This is a genomic window from Streptococcus sp. 22.1 (assembly GCF_016648645.1).
Taxonomy (GTDB): domain Bacteria; phylum Bacillota; class Bacilli; order Lactobacillales; family Streptococcaceae; genus Streptococcus.
In genome coordinates, this window is record NZ_JACLQK010000010.1 from 1 (window position 1) to 20055 (window position 20055).

Genomic DNA, 20055 nt, shown 5'->3' on the forward strand with positions numbered 1-20055 from the left:
ACACGTTTTTCAGTTGGTTTGTTTGGTTTTTCAACTTTCTTAGTTGTTGGGTTGTAGTAGTTAACTACTTGAGCCGCAGTATTTTCAATATCTACACCGCCAGGTACATCAGCTTTAACTGTTGTTGGGATGTCGAACTTGTAGTAACGTCCAAAGGCGAATTTAGTTGTGTCGATAACTTGTGTGTTTTCTGCATCGCCAAGTGACTTAGTGAAGCCAGCTTTAAGAGTTGCAGTAATCACACCGTTGTTAACAGTGATATCGAATTTATCTGTGACTTCTGCGCCTGTTACTGAATCGTAAGCTTTGATCTTAGTAGAATCAAGTTCCAATTTAGTTTCATCGTAGTCATCTGAGATTCCTACTGATTGGATGTTGTCCTTGTTAGATGCGTCGAATTTAGTTGTATCCAACCATACTTGGTAAACCAACTTGTCGCCACGGTTAACAGTCTTAGTATTTAAGTTTTGTTTTTCGTTGTTTGATGCATCGTCCGCATATGGGTTCGCATTTGTGTCTGCGTACTTGTCTGCCAACTCTTTATCATCATCAACGAGTTTGTCACCAGTGATATCGAATTTCTCTTCAGAAACAACATATTTCTCTGGTTGAAACTTAGGTTCTTCTGGTGGAGTCACACGGTTGTTAAATTCTTTATCAGCAGGGTCTGTCACGTTTGTGATCAAGGCTTTCGCTGTACCATCATGAGATACAGTAACGGTTACAACAGCAGCCATTTCATCGTAAGTGACAGTTGCATCTGTACCCTTAACCTCTGTTACAGTGTACTTGTAAGTACCTTCTTGACCCTTCTGGTATTTAAGGGCTGTAACAGTTTTACCAGCTTTATTTGTGTACTCTACTGGAGAGAATTTAATCTTACCAGCTGCATCGTTGGTTGCAGTTGCAATCACAACATTGTCGCTATCTTTCAACTCGAATGTGAATTCGCCAGCTTTAAGGTCACGACCTTCCAATTTCTTAGTGAAGTTGAATTCTACTGAGATTGGAACACTGTTGACACGTTTTTCAGTTGGTTTGTTTGGTTTTTCAACTGTCTTGCTTACTGGGTTGTAGTAGTTAACAACTTGAGCTGCTTTGTTTTCGATATCTGCACCAGCTACAACATCGTCTTTCACTGTTGCTGGAATATCAAATTTATAGTAGCGTCCAAATTCAAACTTAGTTGTATCGATGATTTGTGTATTTTCAGCGTCACCAAGTGACTTAGTGAAGCCAGCTTTAAGGTTAGCTGTAAGAACACCGTTGTTATCAGTGATATCGAACTTGTTAGTAACATCTGCACCAGTTACTGAATCGTAAACCTTGATGTCTGAAGCATTAACAGTCAATTTATCCTTATCGTAGTTATCTGTGATTCCTACTGTTTGGATGTTGTCTTTGTTAGCTGCATCAAATTTAGTTGTATCCAACCATACTTGGTAGTAAAGTTTTTGACCACGTTCAACTGTCTTGGTATTCAAGTTTTCCAATTCGTTGTTGTCAGTTGTATCGACATATGGATTGGTGTTTGTTTCACCATATTTATCTGTCAATTCAGAATCATCATCAACGAGTTTAGTACCAGTGATATCGAATTTCGCTTTAGAAACAACGTATTTCTCTGGTTGGAACTTAGGTTCTTCTGGAGGTGTTACACGGTTGTTGAATTCTTTATCAGCAGCATCTGTTACGTTGGCAACGATTGCTTTAGCTGTACCGTCGTGTGAAACAACAACTTTAACAGTGGCAACCATTGTGTCGTATTTGACAGTTGTATCTGTACCAGGAGTTTCTTCTACTGTGTAGTTGTAAGTCTTACCAAGATCATCGCGACCAAATTTAAGAGTCTCGAAGACAATCTTACCAGCAGCGTCGTTCTTCACGCGTTCAACTTCAACGCCGTCTTTCTTCAATACAAATTCGAATTCGTTAGCTTGAAGTTCACGACCTTCCAAACGTTTTGTGAAGTTCATTTCCACTGGAACTGGAACGCTGTTAACACGTTTTTGTGTTGGTTTTTCAGGTTTTTCAACTGTCTTGCTTACTGGGTTGTAAACGTGAACTGTTTGGTTGGCTGTATTTTCAATATCAGCACCAGCTTTAACAGATTCTTTAACAGTTGCTGGGATATCAAATTTATAGTAACGTCCAAATGCGAATTTAGTAGTATCGATAACAGGGTTGTTTACTTTATCTTTGATAAATTCATCTTTAGAAGTTGCAGTGATTGTACCATTTTCAACTTTGATGTCGAATTTAGCAGTCACGTCTGCACCAGTTACTGAATCGTATGCTTTGATGTCAGCAGCGTTAACGTCCAATTTTTCTGCATCGTATTTATCAGATACACCAACGTATTGGATGTTGTTAGCTTCTGTGAATTTAGTAGTATCAAGCCATACTTGGTATACCAATTTAGAACCGCGTTCAACAGTCTTAGTATTCAAGTTTTCTGGTTCGTTGTTTTTAACACCATCAACATATGGATTTGCATTTGTTGCTGTGTACTCGTTACCAGGTACATCATCGTCGTCATCCATCAACTTGTCACCAGTAATGTCATATTTCTCTTTAGAAACGACAAATTTTTCTGGTTGGAATTCAGGAGGTGTTGGAGGAGTTACTTTGTTGTTGAATTCTTTATCGGCAGTACCGTCAGTAGCATTACCGTTGGCATCAACCCCACCAGTTGAAGATACGTTTGTAACCGTAGTCAATGAATGACCGTTCTTAGCAACTTCAACTGTAACAGTAGCTTTCATCTTATCGTAAGTCATACCAAACTCTTTGTTGGCTGGGATAACTTCTTCTACTGTATAAGTATGAGTACCTACTTTAGTGTTGTCGAATGACAAGTTAGAGAATGAAACATTACCAGCAGCATCATTTTTAACTGTTTCAACTACTGCACCTGTAGAATCTTTCAATACGAAGCTGAATTCACCTGCTTTAAGTTCACGACCTGCCAATTTCTTAGTAAAGTCGAACTTAGTTACAACTGGAGCAACTACATAGTTGTTGAACTCAGTGTCTTCAGGCATTGTAACTGCAGCGTTCAAAAGACCTGTTTGAGCGTCTTTTGTGACATTGACAGTTACAACTGCGTTCATTGAATCATAATCAATGTTGGTATCTGTTCCAGCTACTTCACGTACAGTGTAAGTGTGTGTACCTTCAGTTGCATATGAGATTGAATCAAATTGGATTGAACCATCAGCCGCATTCTTCTTAGTTTGGATCACATTGCCGTTTTCAAGTAATTCGAAGGTGAAGGCATTTGCTTCAAGAGTCTTACCTTCCAAACGTTTTGTGAAGCGGAATTGTGCTTGTGTTGGAGATGAAGTGAATGTATTGTTGAATTCTTTGTCGGCTGGAAGTGTATTAACAGCTTTAAGAACATGACCATCTTTAGTAACAGTAATTGTTACTTCAGCTTTCATTGTGTCATATTGAATGCCAGCTTCAGAACCTTGAACTTCTTCAACAGTGTACTTGTGAGTACCAACTTGTGCGTTTGTGAATGTCAAATCGTCAAAGGCGATAACACCATTAGCATTGTTAGTCTTAGTTTGAAGAACAGTTCCGTTGGCATCTTTCAATACGAAGCTAAATTCACCATCTTTAAGAGCACGACCTGCAAGAGCTTTAGTGAAGTCAAAACGAGTCTTAACTGGTGCAACAGCAAAGTTATTGAACTCAGTATCAGCTGGCATTGTAACTGCAGCGTTCAAAAGACCTGTTTGAGCGTCTTTTGTGACATTTACAGTTACAACTGCATTCATATCATCGTAATCAATGTTGGTATCTGTTCCAGCTACTTCACGTACAGTGTAAGTGTGTGTACCTACAGTTGCATATGAGATTGGATCAAATTGGATTGAACCATCAGCCGCATTCTTCTTAGTTTGGATCACATTGCCGTTTTCAAGCAATTCGAAGGTGAAGGCATTTGCTTCAAGAGTCTTACCTTCCAAACGTTTTGTGAAGCGGAATTGTGCTTGTGTTGCAGCAGGTGTGAATGTATTGTTGAACTCTGTATCTGATGGAAGAGTGTTTGTTGCTTTAAGAACGTGACCTTCCTTAGTAACAGTGATTGTTACTTCAGCTTTCATTGTATCGTAAGTCATACCAGCTTCTTTGTTTTCTGGGATAACTTCTTCTACAGTGTACTTGTGAGTACCAACTTGAGTATTGTCAAAGGTCAAATCATCAAAGGCTACAACACCTGCTTTAGTATTTGTTTTAGTTTGAAGAACTTTACCAGTTGAATCTTTCAATACGAAGCTAAATTCACCGGCTTTCAACTCACGACCTGCGAGAGCCTTGCTAAAGTCAAACTTAGTCTTAACAGGAGCTACAACGTAGTTGTTAAAGACTTTGTCATCTGCGCTTGAAGCAAAACCGCCAGCACCACTGTATTTAACAGAAGCTTGCAAATCACCTGTTGCATTTTCAGTAACCGTAACAGTCATGGTTACTTTCATAGCATCATAGTCGACATCCTTATCTGCACCTGGTAATTCGGTAATAGTATAAGTATAAGTACCTACTTTATTAAATGTTAATTTAGAGAAGGTTGCCTTACCATTTTTATTTGTGACAGTTTCTTCCACACCAGGTGCAGAAGAGTTTTCCTTAATCTTAAAGCTGAATTCACCATCTACAAGGGTACGTCCTGCCAATTGTTTTTCAACTTCTGGAGTGACTTCAACTGGTTCTTGTTTTACATAGTAATAAACAGGTTGTTTGTACGGTGTCAAAGTGTTGAGCAAGTCAACGTTGGTACCGATACCTTCTACCCCACGTTCCAATTGTGAGTTAGCTGAGCCGTGTCCAATTCCATCTCCTAAGAATGGTACGAATACAGTATGATATGGTTCATATCCAGAAGCTTTTTGGAAGTCAAATGGAACTTCTTTACCATTAGGATATTGTGTGACTGCTCCAGTTTTTGGATTAGTTTCTGTATATGAAATTGTTCTAAGAGGTGTTTTCTTAACAACTAAATCCTGTGAATTCCATTCACCTGGTTTAATCGGCTTAGTTTCTGCTAGCAACATATAGCCATCGGTACTTAATGAACCATCAGAACGTTTACTTTGTTGTCTTGGATCTAGCAAGTAAACACGAATAACGACTGAACCATCTTCTCCAACAATTTCTTTGATACGTTTGATACCGTAACGGTCCGCATCCATGAATTTCGTACCAACGGTGTAAGGACGACTTACAGTACCTGATTGATCATTTGCATCAGCTGCTTGATAAAGTTTGTAGCCATCAAATTGACGTTCGCCAGATGCTGTGAAACGTTGTCCTTCTTCAGCTTTAAGAGTGTATCTAGCTAACTCAACTTCATTACCATTTTCTTTATAATCTTGAACAGTTTTATCTGTTTTATTGGCGTTAAATGTTGGATTGTTTTTATCAACTACTTTATAGTAAGTTGTTTTATTAATTGTTACTGGTATTTTAGCGTTTGAATCAGTAATTGTACGACCATTGTAAGCTGGTTCAACAACGTTTAAAATATCTGTTGTAGTACGAGCGTTATAAACCGCAGTATAAAGTGCTTGCTCAGCTGGTGTAAGTTGGTGTCCACTAGCTACTAAGTCTGTGATACTCTTTCCAACTGCATAACCATTTTGAATAAATGGTTCTGCTTTTTTACCAGTTGGGGCAGTCCCAGCTTTATAATCTACTTGGAAAGTTAATTGGCTATTAGACGCTGCTGTAGTAGTCGTGAACTTTTGAACCCCACTAGAAGCGGTAATCGTTCTTGTTTCAACTACAGCACCAGTATTTTTGTTGATCAATTCAACAGTTGTATCGGTAGAGTCATCAAATCTCTTATAGGCACGCGCATAATATGTTGTACCATAACGTTCATTGAACTTAGTAAGATCCCAAATAGCATAAGTATAGAAGTCGCCTTCTTTAGCTTGGTATCCAGCTGGTACAGTTTGAGATGCAACACTTGCACCATTTGGATCCGTCATCTCAGGTGTAGCAACTTCACCGTCTTTTAGGAAAGTTGCTACAGCAACCGGCTCGTTATTGTGGTCTGTAACAGCACGGCGGTTACGACTACGACTACGACGGCTTGTTTCCAAAGCACCTGCACTTGTCACTTCACTAGCAGCGCGATCAAGTGTTGCACTGCGATCTTCAGCTGCTGCTCTAACTGAGTAAGCACGTGCTGTGACATTTGGCTTAACACTTGTTGCTGCTGCCGCAGTTTCGGCTGCTGCTGTTTCTTCAGCTACTGGAGCTGCTGTTGCTGCAGTACGATTAGCCGCTGTTGCAGCTGGAGTTGCTGCAGCGGCTGTCGCTGAAGCTGTTGTTTCAACGTTGTTGCTAGCTGCATTTGAAGATGCCGCTGTAGCTGGTTTAGCTGTTTCTGACGTAGCTTTTTCAGTTGGTTTTGCAGTCTCTGAAGCTGGTTTAGCTGCTTCAGGTTTTGCAGTTTCTGTAGCTTGTTTGTCAGTTGTCTCTGCGGCAGCCTTATCTGTTGTTGAAGCTTCTGGCGTCAAGTTAAATGTTGACGCAGTTGCCTCAGTTGAAGATACAGCTGCAGTAGGATCTGCTTGAGCTGTTGATGCTGTTGACGTCTCAACCAGGTCTGAAGAACTCTCGCCCTCAACTGATGAACCAGGATTTGATGAAGAAGCGTCAGGCGCTGTTACTTCATCAGCCTGTGCAGTATGAGCAGCAAAGAGTGCCGTTCCTAGCAAGACTGAAGCGACACCAAACGAATATTTACGCAATGAAAATCGTTGACGTCTGTTAAAAATGTCTTTCATTTCAAGTCTCCCTCTGTATGAAATAGTTAGTTATAGGTCACGAGTATACAAGAATCCTATACTTGAACTCATGATTCTATTACATTCTAACATTCTGACAATTCATGGTCAAGTGATTAAGTTAACTTTTTTAAAAAAAATCAAGTTGTCTGACAATTCAACCAACAACTTTCGCTCATTTTTTATTCTTACAAGTGTAAAAACCTTGATTTTATTTGCTTTATACCGTTTTCAAATTTCTATTTTATTTTCTTTTCATTCCTAACTTTCTCATATTATTCAAGTAAGATGTCAGAGTTATGAGAGAGTTTAACTCATTTTATTGGCCGATATTCTCACTTTGATTCTAATTTTCACCTTCTTATTACAAACCATCCGATTCTGTAACACCCTCGATAAACCATTGATATACAATTTAATAATCCTCTTTCACGACTAAAGTCTCCCATTAGCATTTCAAAAAACTAAAAAAACCAAGTATCATAAACTTGGGTTCATAATCTTATGGGTTTCAGAGGTAAGTTCCCCTATTTTTTTCTGATATGGTTGTCATTCCAAGTCTGCAATTCTTGGTAGGACTTGACTTTCCCTTCTTCCTGAGTCGGTCTAAATGCCCTAACCGGTAACTCGTAGGCATCCTGGCCTTCAGATGCCATCCAATGGAGTAAGGTATTGAACCAGGTTTCATTGTTAATCTTGCTTGGAATGGTGTAGATCCTAGCATGTTTGGTCTTAATCGCTTCATAAGCATCCTTATGCTCTTTGGCAAAGTTGCTATTATCCATATTGAGGCTTCTGTCTTTTTCAGAAATGTAATAAAGAGCAGGCAGACTCGCAATTGGTGTTTCTGTTGGATGATCTAGATCCTTACCATTAGTTGCACCCGGCCACATTTCAAGACCCAAAGGCTCTAAAGTCTTACGCATATCAACATTGGCGTAATCCAATTCCGAGTACAAAGTATTCGAGTTAGCTGAAATATTCATTTCCTCAATCTTTTGCGTTTTGAGATTGAGGTATTTTTTATTAGAAGCAAAATCAGCTGATGACGCACCAAAAGGCATTTGTAAGTAAGCTTGTTCATTAAGCATGAAAAGCCTTAGACTTACCTGATTTAAATAATCTTCATCCCCAGCTTTTTTAGCCAATTTCAAGAGGTCAATTTGTTTAGGTTTTTGATTTGGTTTTTCCGTGTCATACATATAGATATTAAAGTAGTCATACTTATAAAGTGTCTCACCCTTGGCATTTTTCTTACCAGATTCATCCCCCTTGTACTCTTGAGTGACTAAGTATTGACCAGCTACCCCCACAATGTTAAACATGTTTCTATCATGACCAGGATTTGGTGTCACGAGTAAAAATTCTTTATTATCTCCGAAGGTTTTCAGGGTAATTTTGAACAAGGGGTCTTCTGCATTGCTGCCGGAATAGACAGTCGTACTCGACTTACTGGATGCAGCTGAACCTTTGGTAGCCTTACTGCTACTATTCACAGCAAAGAAGATAGCCGTCCCTGCGATTATAAAAAGCAATGCCACTAAGAGACCTATAAAAACAATTCTTGTGGACTTATCCCCCTTAGGTGTTGGTTTCTTTACAAACTTATTTTCCATAAATAATCTCCATTTTTAGTATTGCTTTTAGTATAGCATAGGTGGAGACTATTGATAAGGTAGATTGGCGGTCTAATAGGACTGGATATTTTATTTTCATTTGACAAAATCTCTCGGACAGCGTACAATCAAGGCAAGTAACATTCGGAGGTAAATGGAGACATGAACAACTAAGTCTATTCACAATAAACCTACTTTATTTGATAGATTGTTTTCATGTCTTTTTTGCGCTCTTTTTCTATAGAAAATTTATTGGTGGTATCTGCGTTTTTTTGCATCCACACCATCACTATCTCCTAGAGGGCTTTTTAGCTAGATTCAAGACGGTTCTATCTTATAAGGTAGGACTGTTTTTTGACCTTTGATATTGTTTGAAGTAAGAACCATATTTTCCATGAAACACTATCAACAAGCACTCAGACCTAGGAGGTCCTATGATACAGATTCAACATCTAACTATTACCCATACCAAAGATTTGCGTGAACTCGTTCATGACTTAAATCTAACGATAGCTACTGGTGAAAAAGTCGCTATCATTGGGGAAGAAGGCAATGGAAAGTCAAGTCTCCTTACCCTTCTTGTCAATCCTAAAGCACATTTTGACCATCTTTCTTACGAGGGAACTATTAATAAACCAGATAGCCCACAGGTCTATATTCCCCAGCAGATTTCGGATGACTTACAATCCCTAACCCTTAACGACTACTTCTTTGCGGATACTTATGACCTAGACTATGCTACCCTCTATCGTCTGGCTGATGAACTTCATTTTGATAGTGATCGTTTTGCTAGCAGTCAGCTTATCTCCTCTCTGTCAGGTGGCGAGAAACTCAAAATTCAACTCATCCGAGAATTAGCCCGTCCCCACGACATCATTTTTCTTGATGAGCCCTCAAACGATATGGACTTGACTACTATGACTTGGCTAAAAAATTTTATCAAACATTCTGATCAAACCATAATCTATATCTCACATGACGAAGACCTACTAAGCCAGACAGCAGATACCATTATCCATCTGGAACTCCTTAAACGTCGCCGTCAGGCAAGGACTAGTGTGGAGCACCTCGACTATGATAACTATAGCCAGCAACGCACTGATGCCTTCCAGCAACAAATGCAGCAAGCGAAGACCGAGAAAAAAGCCTATGACAAAGCCATGGCCAAGCATCTCCGTATCAAACAAAATGTTCAAACTACCCTACGTAATACGCATGATAGCACGCAAGGACGATTGGTTGCCAAAAAGATGAAAGCAGTCCTCTCGCAAGAAAAACGCTACGACCGCCTTGCCCAAGATATGACACAAATGCCTGATAAAGAAGACAGTATTGAACTATTCTTCTCTCATATCACTCCTCTACCTCAGGGAAAATATCTCTTAAATCTGGATAAAAAGCAGATAAACATCGCTCCTCACCTGACCATTGACCATCTCAAACTTTCTTTGAAAGGGCAAGAAAAAATTGGTATTGTTGGAGATAACGGCTGTGGTAAATCCACTCTCTTACACTTTCTCTACCAAGAACTTAGCAAGAAGACAGACCTGACTATTGGCTACATGCCTCAACATTACAATACTATCTTGCAAAATGATTTGTCACCGATAGCGTTTTTAAGTAAGACAGGCGACAAGTCTGAACGAGAGGTTATAAGCTCCCATCTCGCCAACCTCAACTTTAGTCATGATGAAATGAGCCATGCCATTTCTGATTTATCTGGAGGACAGAAAGGAAAACTACTCCTGCTACACCTGGTCTTAGAAAGCCCTCAGCTCCTTATCTTAGATGAACCAACCAGAAATTTTTCACCCACCTCACAACCCCAAGTCCGACAGCTCTTCGAGAACTATCCAGGTGCCATTCTGACAGTCTCACATGATGTCAACTACCTCAGACAAGTCTGCCAAAAGATTTATCGCCTGGACTCACACGGTTTAAAAGAAGTTGAGATTTAAGATATCAAATCTATCGTTTTTACAAGAAAAGTCTCAAAAGAAACATTTTCTTCAGATACAAAAGAACTCAGGCAAAGCCTGAGTTCTTTTAATCTTAATCAATTTCAAGACCACCAGTATAGAGTCGGTAGTAAGTACCACCTTGTTCCATAAGGCTGTCATGGTCACCACGTTCAATGATACGTCCGTGGTCCATAACCATGATAACGTCAGAGTTAACGATGGTTGAAAGACGGTGGGCGATAACAAAGACCGTGCGTCCTTCCATGAGTCTGTCCATCCCCTCTTGCACCATTTTTTCGGTACGAGAGTCAATAGAGGATGTCGCTTCATCAAGGATCAGAACTGGTGCATTAGCAAGGGCAGCACGCGCAATGGCAATCAGCTGACGTTGTCCATTAGACAAGCCTGCACCATCGTCTGTCAGAACAGTGTCGTAACCATTGTCCAGATGTTGAACAAAGGAATCCACGTTAGCAATACGAGCAGCTTCAAGAATTTCTTCACGGGTCGCATCCGAACGGCCGTAGGCAATATTTTCAGCGATAGTCCCTGTGAAGAGATGGGTATCCTGAAGCACGATACCAAGTGATCGGCGAAGAGAATCTTTTTCAATCAGCTTCACATCGATACCATCATAAGTAATCACACCAGATTGGATATCGTAAAAACGGTTAATCAAATTGGTAATCGTCGTCTTACCAGCACCTGTCGCACCGACAAAGGCTACCTTTTGCCCCTTGTCTGCATAGAGGTTAACGCCATGAAGAATTTGTTTCTTACCATCGTAAGAGAAATCAACGTCTTGGAAGACCACATTTCCGACCAACTCGGCCAACTCGTAGTCACCATTTGGACGTGGGTGCTTCCAAGCCCAGTGGTTGGTTTTCTTGTCTGTCACAACCATCTGACCGTCTACCAATTCGTAGTTGACCAAAGTGACCTTACCTTGGTCAACTTCTTCTGCTTCATCCAAAAGGTCAAAGATACGGTCAGCACCAGCAAGGGCCATAAGGACAAAGTTAAGTTGTTGAGAAACCTGAGTAATTGGGCCGTTGAAGGAACGGTTCAATTGTAGGAAGGCCATGAGACCACCGATAGTCAAGCTACCGACACCTTTTAGAGCAAATATCCCACCGACCAAGGCAGTCAAAACAAAGGAAACATTTCCTAAGTTCCCAAGAATTGGCATGAGAACATTGGCATAGCGATTGGCTAAATATGACGATTCAAAGAGTTGTTCATTAATCTTGTCAAAGTCATCCATACTTTCTTCTTCGTGGACGAAGGCCTTGACGACCTTTTGACCTGACATCATTTCTTCGATAAAACCATTCTCAATCCCTAGGTTCTTTTGTTGTTCACCGAAGTAACGACCTGATTTAGCTGATACATTTTTGATGACCATAAACATGATGCCTACCATGATTAGAACCACGATAAAGAGAAGGGGACTAACCGTAAGCATGGTTACAGTCACCCCGATAAGGGTAATGGCCGTTTGTAACAACTGCGGAATAGACTGCTCAACAGCCTGACGAAGGGCATCGATGTCATTGGTATAGATAGACATGATGTCCCCGTGTTGGTGAGTGTCAAAGTAGCGAATCGGAAGCTTTTGCATACGAGCAAAAAGCTGATTACGAAGGGAACGCAGGGAATCTTGTGAAATCGTCGCCATGAGGAGGGAGGCCACATAGTTGGCAACCACACCGATAAGACAAAAGACCCCAACTGACGTCAAGAAACGTAACAGTGGCCCAAAATCATGACTACCAGATTTGAGCATGGGTTGAACGTAAACGTCCACCAAGGACTGAATCGAAGCCGTCAAATTAACCGTTGCCAAAGAAGCAACAACAATGAGGACAAAGGCAATACTAAGTGAAAGTTTGTAGTCTTGCCACAAAAAGCGTAGAAGACGTGCTAGAGAGCCCCAATTAGCTTTTTTCTTATTCTGCATCTGCTACTCCTTTCCCTTGTGTTTGCATCTTGTAAACCTCACGGTAGATCGCATTGTTAGCCACCAATTCATCATGCGTACCAATAGCATCGATACGGCCATCATCCATAACAACGATGCGGTCTGCATCTTGGATGGATGAAATACGTTGACCAATGATAATCTTAGTGGTGTCCTTAAGACTTGATGCCAAACCTTGACGAATCAAACTATCTGTCTTCGTATCAACCGCTGATGTTGAATCATCCAGAATCAAAATTTTCGGATTCATGAGAAGGGCACGTGCGATACAAAGACGTTGACGTTGTCCCCCTGAGACATTGGCTCCACCACGTTCAATCTTGGTATCATAGCCATCCTTAAACTCTTGGATAAATTCATCAGCTTGGGCAATCTTACAAGCTTCAATGATTTCTTCATCTGTTGCCTGCTTATTGCCCCAACGCATATTTTCTTTAATGGTTCCTGAGAAAAGGACATTGGTTTGAAGGACCATGGCAACTTGCTTACGTAAGCTATCCAAATCATAGTCCTTAACATCATGGCCGGCAACCCTAACCTGACCTTCTTCCACATCATAAAGGCGAGGAATCAGCTGAACCAAGCTTGATTTACCCGAACCCGTTCCACCAAGGATACCAATAACTTCACCAGACTTAATATCCAAAGTGATATCTTTGAGGACATGGGTCTTGTCACCATTTTCATCTGTGTATGAGAAATCCACATGATCAAAGCTGATGGAACCATCTGCAACTTCTGTTAAACCATTTTCAGGTGAAACAATGGTGGCTTCAGTGCTAAGAACTTCATCAATACGTTCAACAGATGCTGTAGAGATAGACAACATGACAAAGATCATCATGAACATCATGAGTGACATGAGGATGGTCATGGTGTAACTGAACATCGAAGTCAATTCTCCTGTAGTTAAGCTACCACCAACGATGAGATGGGCACCAAACCAGGAAATCATAAGGAAGGATGCATACATAGACAACATCATAGCTGGGTTAGACATGATAACTACACGAATGGCACGCATGAACATCTTGTAAATACGACGTGAGGCCTTCTTAAATTTGTCAGTCTCTTCCTGCTCTTTAACATAGGATTTCACCACACGCATGTTGGTGATATTTTCCTTGATACTGTTGTTAAGGTTGTCATAAGCCTCAAATACTTGAGTAAAAAGAGGATATACGATTTTGGTAATAATGGCCAAAACCACACCAAGGAAGATCGTTACACCAACAAAAATCCAAGCCATTTCAGCATTAATCAAGAAACTTGCTGCAATAGCAAAAATCAGGTTAAGTGGTGCACGCACACAGACACGGATAATCATCTGATAAGAGTTCTGCACGTTGGTAACATCTGTCATCATACGTGTCACCAAACCACCAGCTGAGAACTTATCGATATTTTCAAAAGAGAAAGTTTGAACCTTTTTGAAAATGGCCTGACGTAGATTCTTGGCAAATCCAGCAGAGGCAAAAGCTGCATAGCGAGCCGACTGCATGCCGCAGAATAGTGATAGAAAGGCGCAGACTAGCATGAGGCCACCGTAGAGCCAAATGTTAGACATGTTGGATTGCTGGACACCTTTGTCCAAAAGATTAGCCATGACAAAGGGAATGGAAATCTCAAACATGACTTCTAGTGTCATAAAGACGGACGCTAGGATTGAGGGTTTCTTGTATTCCTTTATCTGGGGGATAAGGGTTTGAAACATAGTTACCTCCGTTTAATTTGTTTTCTTTTTTGATATTTTTCTTAAGTGGCTTCGGACGCTAGCAGCTTCCTTCGGAATCTCATAGCTAAGCTTTGAGCCAAAGTCTCAAAACTTCCGAGTTATAGAAGTCTCTTGACTTCTATAACTATTGCCACGGCGAAAAATATCACCTGCCCTGAGCAGAGTGTGTTTCAGGCATTGATAGATATAAGCTAGTCCTGTAATCCATCACGACGAAAGCATCGCTTTTGGACAGAGCGAGCTGTCGAATCGTGAGCAACTTCGAACAAGTGCAAATAGGTTAAGGATGGCCCCTACCACAGCTAAAAATATCACCTGCCCTGAGCAGAGCGTGTTTCAGGCATTGATAGATATAAGCTAGTCCTGTAATCCATCACGAGAAAGCATCATTTTTGAGCAGAGCATACTGTCTGAAAGCTACTCTTAACGCTCATCCTTTATCTATAAAAGAACGGTTATACCCTTTTGAGAGCATACAAAAGCCCCTGAGGGCAGACCCTAGGGATTCTTTCATTCTTATATATACGTCATTAGTATAGGCTAATTTGATTTAAATTGCAAGAGAAATAACATTTTACATAAAAATCAGTGAATATTTTACAATTTTTGCATATAATAGAGCTAAAAAGCAACTGGTTTTAAGGATTCTTATCTAAAACATTCGGAAATTGCCCTTAACCGTAGCAGAAAGTTGTTTTCTTCTCCTATTTATAATAGACTATCACTAACATTAGATGAAAAGGTGACTCTATGACTATAAATCAACTGCTTCAAAAGCTGGAGCCTACTAGCCCTATCCTTCAAGCTAACTTTGGAATTGAACGCGAAAGTCTTCGTGTCGATAGACAAGGAAAATTAGCACATACACCTCACCCTTCCTGCCTAGGAGCTCGAAGTTTCCACCCTTATATTCAAACAGATTTTTGTGAGTTTCAGATGGAACTCATCACACCAGTTGCTAAATCTACCACTGAGGCTCGTCGATTTCTTGGAGCCATTACCGATGTAGCTGGACGTTCCATCAGTAAAGATGAACTTCTCTGGCCCTTGTCCATGCCTCCTCGTATCAAGGCCCAAGAAATCCAAGTTGCCCAACTGGAAAATGAATTTGAACGCTATTATCGTAACTACCTGGCCGAAAAATACGGAACTAAACTACAAGCTATCTCAGGTATCCACTATAATATGGAACTAGGGAAAGATTTGGTTGAGGCCCTATTCCAAGAAAGTGACCAGATTGATATAATTGCTTTCAAAAACGCCCTCTATCTTAAGCTGGCTCAGAACTATTTGCGCTATCGTTGGGTGACCACCTATCTCTTTGGTGCTGCACCTGTTGCTGAGCAAGGCTTCTTCGACCAAGAAGTGCCAGAACCCGTGCGTTCCTTCCGAAACAGCGACCATGGTTATGTCAATAAGGAAGAAATCCAAGTATCTTTTGCAAGCCTAGAAGACTATGTCTCTGCCATCGAAAACTATATCGAACAAGGTGATTTGATTGCGGAGAAGGAATTTTACTCGGCTGTTCGTTTCCGTGGACAAAAGGTTAATCGCTCCTTCCTTGACAAGGGAATCACCTACCTGGAATTCCGTAACTTCGACCTCAACCCCTTTGAGCGTATCGGTATTAGCCAAACTACCATGGATACCGTACACCTACTCCTTCTAGCCTTCCTCTGGATGGATGCCCCTGAAAATGTTGATCAGGCTCTGGCTCAAGCTCACGCGCTGAATGAAAAAATTGCCCTCTCTCATCCTTTAGAACCTCTACCTTCTGAAGCTGAAACTCAGAACATTACGACAGCTCTAGACCAACTGGTGCAACATTTTGGGCTTGGTGACTATCATCAAGGTCTGGTCAAACAAGTTAAAGATGCCTTTGCAGATCCTAGTCAGACACTAGCTGCTCAACTTCTTCCTCATATCAAAGACAAGTCCCTTGCTGACTTTGCCCTTGACAAGGCTCTTGCCTATCATGATTACGACTGGACTGCCCACTATGCCCTTAAGGGTTATGAGGAGATGGAACTTTCTACCCAGATGCTGCTCTTTGACGCCATTCAAAAAGGGCTTCATTTTGAAATCCTAGATGAGCAGGATCAATTCCTTAAACTCTGGCATAAAGATCATGTTGAGTACGTCAAAAATGGTAACATGACCTCAAAAGACAACTATGTAGTTCCTCTTGCCATGGCTAATAAAACCGTAACCAAAAAAATCCTAGCTGATGCTGGCTTCCCTGTCCCTGCCGGCGACGAATTTACCAATCTAGAACAAGGTCTAGCCTACTATCCTCTTATCAAGGGCAAGCAAATTGTGGTTAAACCAAAATCAACCAACTTCGGTCTGGGCATTTCCATTTTCCAAGAGCCTGCCAGCCTTGATAACTATAAGAAAGCCCTCGAGATTGCCTTTGCAGAAGATACAGCTGTTCTTGTTGAAGAATTTATCACAGGAACCGAATACCGTTTCTTCATTCTGGACGGGCGTTGTGAGGCCGTCCTCCTTCGTGTCGCTGCTAATGTTGTCGGTGATGGCAAACACACTATTCGTGAATTAGTCGCTCAGAAAAATGCCAACCCATTGCGAGGCCGTGACCACCGCTCACCGCTGGAAATCATTGAGCTAGGAGAAATCGAACAATTGATGTTGAATCAGCAAGGTTATGCACCTGATGATATTCTCCCAGAAGGGAAAAAGGTCAATCTCCGCCGTAACTCCAACATCTCTACGGGCGGTGACTCTATTGATGTCACTGAGACCATGGATTCATCCTATCAAGAATTAGCTGCAGCTATGGCGACTAGCATGGGGGCCTGGGCTTGCGGGGTTGACCTCATCATTCCAGATAAAACTCAGCCTGCTAGCAAGGAAAAACCTCATTGCACTTGTATCGAGCTCAACTTCAATCCCTCTATGTATATGCACACCTATTGTGCTGAAGGTCCTGGACAAGCTATCACTCCAAAAATCCTAGACAAGCTTTTTCCAGAAGTTACCACAAGTCAAACCTAAAACCTAATTCTTAGGAACAAACAAATCACCTTTATCTCGAGATAAAGGTGATTTTGCTTTATTAACCAAACTCTCCTGCTTCTTCCTCAGGATGCGTTTCCATGTACTGGATGTGTTGTATATAGGCATCTTGAGCCTGATTGAAGGCTTCCTGATCACTATATGGGTAATCTATATAAAATAGGTCCCGCCAGCCATTAAAGGTTTGGCTATTGTAAAAACCTTGAATCTTAGTCGGAAGGAAATCCTTGTTGTAGCTGATCCGCATCTTAAGCAAGGTCTTATCCTGAAACTGAGTGATGATACTGTTGGAGGTTTCTTGACCTTCCAGACTAGACCAAACGTTATTCAGAACGATGTCCTGACTATAGTGATTAGCCTTGATACGATTTTTGTCCACTGGGAGCTTCTGGGTGGCCTCTAAAAGGTAGGACACCTCCCCCTGAAAATAAGCCTCAATGGTCAAATCTCCAAGACTGGAGCCGTATAACAGACCATCTTTAATAGCAACATTTGACCCAAAGAGTCTCTGACCAGCCACATCAAAGGACATCCCCTCATCCTGCCCGTAGAGTTTGATGGCATAGGCATCCCTTACACGATAGAAATTTTTAGCGACAAGAACACTATCAAGGGTTTCAGTCTTTTTTGTCTCCACCTTGGGGGTTGTAGGTTTCTTGGTAAAAGCTGTCAAACCCATTAAGCACAAGATGAGAGCGAATATAATCAAGGTAAGCATTGTAGACCTGGAGACGGTCTTCAGCTTTAACTTGTTTCCATGTTTCAAGGTCTTTCAAGCCTCCTTTTTTAACAATATCAGCATAGCGCCCACCATTTAAGACATTCTTGGCATTTTTCCACTTTCTAACCATCTTGCGTCTAATCGCATTATCCGCAGGGTGACGAACATCGAGATAGGTATGGCTATTATTGAGATAGGCTGGTAAGTCAGCATTTAATCCCTTAGATAGGCCGTAGTTAGCAGAGTCCGTATCAGCAATGTCAGCACCATCTTCAATCTTGTAATGCTTAGGATTAGAGTCGATACTACCGTCTTTCCTTTTCTTGTAGACATTCCACTCAGAAACAAATTTCCCTGTATCCATATTGACAATAAATTCAATAAAGCGGGAATTGCTGACACCGTAAGGTCCCATGACACTGGTCTGAGGTAGCTGAATTTTCATGTTCTCTGGATAGGTAAAGTCTCCCAAGCTTCGATTATGGTAAGAAGCACCTGTAGTATAATCCAACTTAATCTTCTTGTCCTTGCTGTAAGCCAGAAGCTTGTCAAAATCCGTCTTGCCCTTGTAGTTGGTCCTAATATAGTCCATGGACTGCTTATCAATCCAAGACCTAAAAAGGTGGAGCTTGATACCTAACTCATCTACTCCAAGCCCTAGATCCGTCTGATAGGTCTCCATAATAGCCTCACGGAAGTAACTGTAAAAAGCGCTGGTTGGCTCTAGCTTTTTGGAAAATTTATAACCTGACTTCCCTAACTGGAGAAACTGGTACTTATCCACATAAACCTGCATGTGCTCCATAACCAAATTGAGCTTGTCATGATTAGGCAGTTGAGAAGCTTGGAAAAAGGCCGTATAGGTATCGGAGCCCACTTCCTTACTTTCTTGATCAATTTCTTGCAGAACCTTTTCCAACTGGTTCAAAGAAGTCTTCTTCATCTTACTTCTGACCTGAGCCACATAGGCCGGTTTAATGCCTTGATCCCAGTGATCACGAGATATAATAGCATCTGCTTTTTGTGAAATCAAGGTCAACCGTTTCTGATAAGATTCGTCCTCCAAGGCGAGCTTCAAAGCCTTTGATGGCGTCGCTTGAACCACAGATAAATCACCATAGATATCAGACTTTAGGACAAGATTTACCTGCATATCATAGGAATGATTGATATGGAGAACGAGGTGAATCTTTCCATCTTCCTTCCTAACAGACAAAGAATCGAGTTGATAGGATTGTATAATCCCAGCCTGACTAAGGGCCAGTCTATCTAGATTTTCCAAAGAATCCTTATAGATATAGGAAATCTCAGGGTTTTTGACCTTCTTTACCAGAGAGTGATTTCGCTGTCTGTTGAAAACCACAAGACCAAGTATAAGGATTACAGTCAGAGCACTTGCCAGATACTGTAAAATTACTTTCTTCATAATACTTCCATTATAGCATAGGACGACAAAATATTCTGAAAACGATTGGCAAACGCTGAAAACAAATGAAAAAACAGGTCGACTAAGACCTGTTTGGTTTGATTGTTTATAAATCACTCAAGCGACGATGTTTAATACTGAAGTCAAAATAAGCATTTTCCTGAAGTTTGCGGAATATCTCTCTGTAGGCTTCTTCGTCAAAGTGATCTCCACGATAGAGAATCTCAAAACTCAAACCTTCATATTCCAAGAAAGCATTGGAAGTCTTGAACCCATTACGCTTATAGAAATCCCAACGTGCCTCACGTTGCTCAGGATTGTCATTTGGTTCATCCAAGCGCTCTACTTCCAAGACCATAGACCGAGATGGTCCATAAAAGTCCACCAGTTTATCAATAATCTCACTTCCGTAGCCATGACTCCGCATTTGAGGAACGATGGCAAAGAAACTCACATAAAAAACTTTGGCATTGTAGAGAACTGAGGCAAATCCAACAAAATCATCCTCGTCATAAAAGGCAAAGAAATGATAATCATCACGACCATCCAATTGTAAAAACTCACTTAATGGAATACGTTCTTCTTCTGGGAAGGCCTCGTTATTTAAGCGCTCTACCCTATCTAATTCTGGAAACTCCTTAGTAATTAATTGGCTGCGTAAAGCCATGTATTTTCCCCCTTTTTGATGCTTATACCTATAGGTTATTATAACACCTTGATAAGCAAGTTCAAGTTTCAAGGGATATGATAGATCTACAGATAAACTTCTCCTG

The 20055-nt window shown here is 40.9% G+C and carries 9 protein-coding genes; 2 read left to right on the plus strand and 7 right to left on the minus strand.

Annotation, left to right across the window (positions count from 1 at the left end):
* A partial coding sequence (locus H7U04_RS06375) for a Spy0128 family protein (RefSeq protein ID WP_201043092.1) occupies positions 1-6806 on the minus strand: 6806 nt, incomplete at its 3' end.
* 527 nt (positions 6807-7333) lie between these two features.
* Entirely contained in the window at positions 7334-8422 is a 1089-nt protein-coding gene (locus H7U04_RS06380; protein ID WP_201043085.1) for a hypothetical protein, read from the minus strand.
* A gap of 434 nt (positions 8423-8856) precedes the next feature.
* On the opposite strand from H7U04_RS06380, the gene H7U04_RS06385 reads away from it, so the two are divergent.
* Positions 8857-10380, plus strand: a complete 1524-nt coding sequence (locus H7U04_RS06385; RefSeq protein ID WP_201043083.1) for an ATP-binding cassette domain-containing protein — start codon at positions 8857-8859, stop codon at positions 10378-10380.
* 94 nt (positions 10381-10474) lie between these two features.
* Here the strand turns inward: H7U04_RS06385 and H7U04_RS06390 are convergent, their stop codons facing one another.
* Positions 10475-12343, minus strand: coding sequence for an ABC transporter ATP-binding protein (locus H7U04_RS06390; RefSeq protein WP_201059430.1), 1869 nt, complete (start codon positions 12341-12343; stop codon positions 10475-10477).
* Positions 12333-14078, minus strand: a complete 1746-nt coding sequence (locus H7U04_RS06395; RefSeq protein ID WP_201059432.1) for an ABC transporter ATP-binding protein — start codon at positions 14076-14078, stop codon at positions 12333-12335. Before H7U04_RS06395 ends, H7U04_RS06390 begins: the two co-directional genes overlap by 11 nt.
* A gap of 771 nt (positions 14079-14849) precedes the next feature.
* Between H7U04_RS06395 and gshAB the strand changes: the two genes are divergently transcribed.
* Complete coding sequence (gshAB, locus tag H7U04_RS06400; RefSeq protein ID WP_201043079.1) at positions 14850-17114, plus strand: bifunctional glutamate--cysteine ligase GshA/glutathione synthetase GshB; 2265 nt, start codon at positions 14850-14852, stop codon at positions 17112-17114.
* 61 nt (positions 17115-17175) lie between these two features.
* Here gshAB and H7U04_RS06405 read toward each other — a convergent pair whose 3' ends face one another.
* From H7U04_RS06405 to H7U04_RS06415, 3 genes are all read right to left on the minus strand, one after another.
* Complete coding sequence (locus H7U04_RS06405) at positions 17176-17772, minus strand: hypothetical protein (protein ID WP_060972861.1); 597 nt, start codon at positions 17770-17772, stop codon at positions 17176-17178.
* Positions 17753-19282 (minus strand): DUF1310 family protein, encoded by a 1530-nt coding sequence (locus tag H7U04_RS06410; protein ID WP_201043078.1) that lies wholly within the window; start codon positions 19280-19282, stop codon positions 17753-17755. Before H7U04_RS06410 ends, H7U04_RS06405 begins: the two co-directional genes overlap by 20 nt.
* 106 nt (positions 19283-19388) lie before the next feature.
* Positions 19389-19949, minus strand: coding sequence for a GNAT family N-acetyltransferase (locus H7U04_RS06415; RefSeq protein WP_022496317.1), 561 nt, complete (start codon positions 19947-19949; stop codon positions 19389-19391).
* Positions 19950-20055 lie beyond the last annotated feature (106 nt).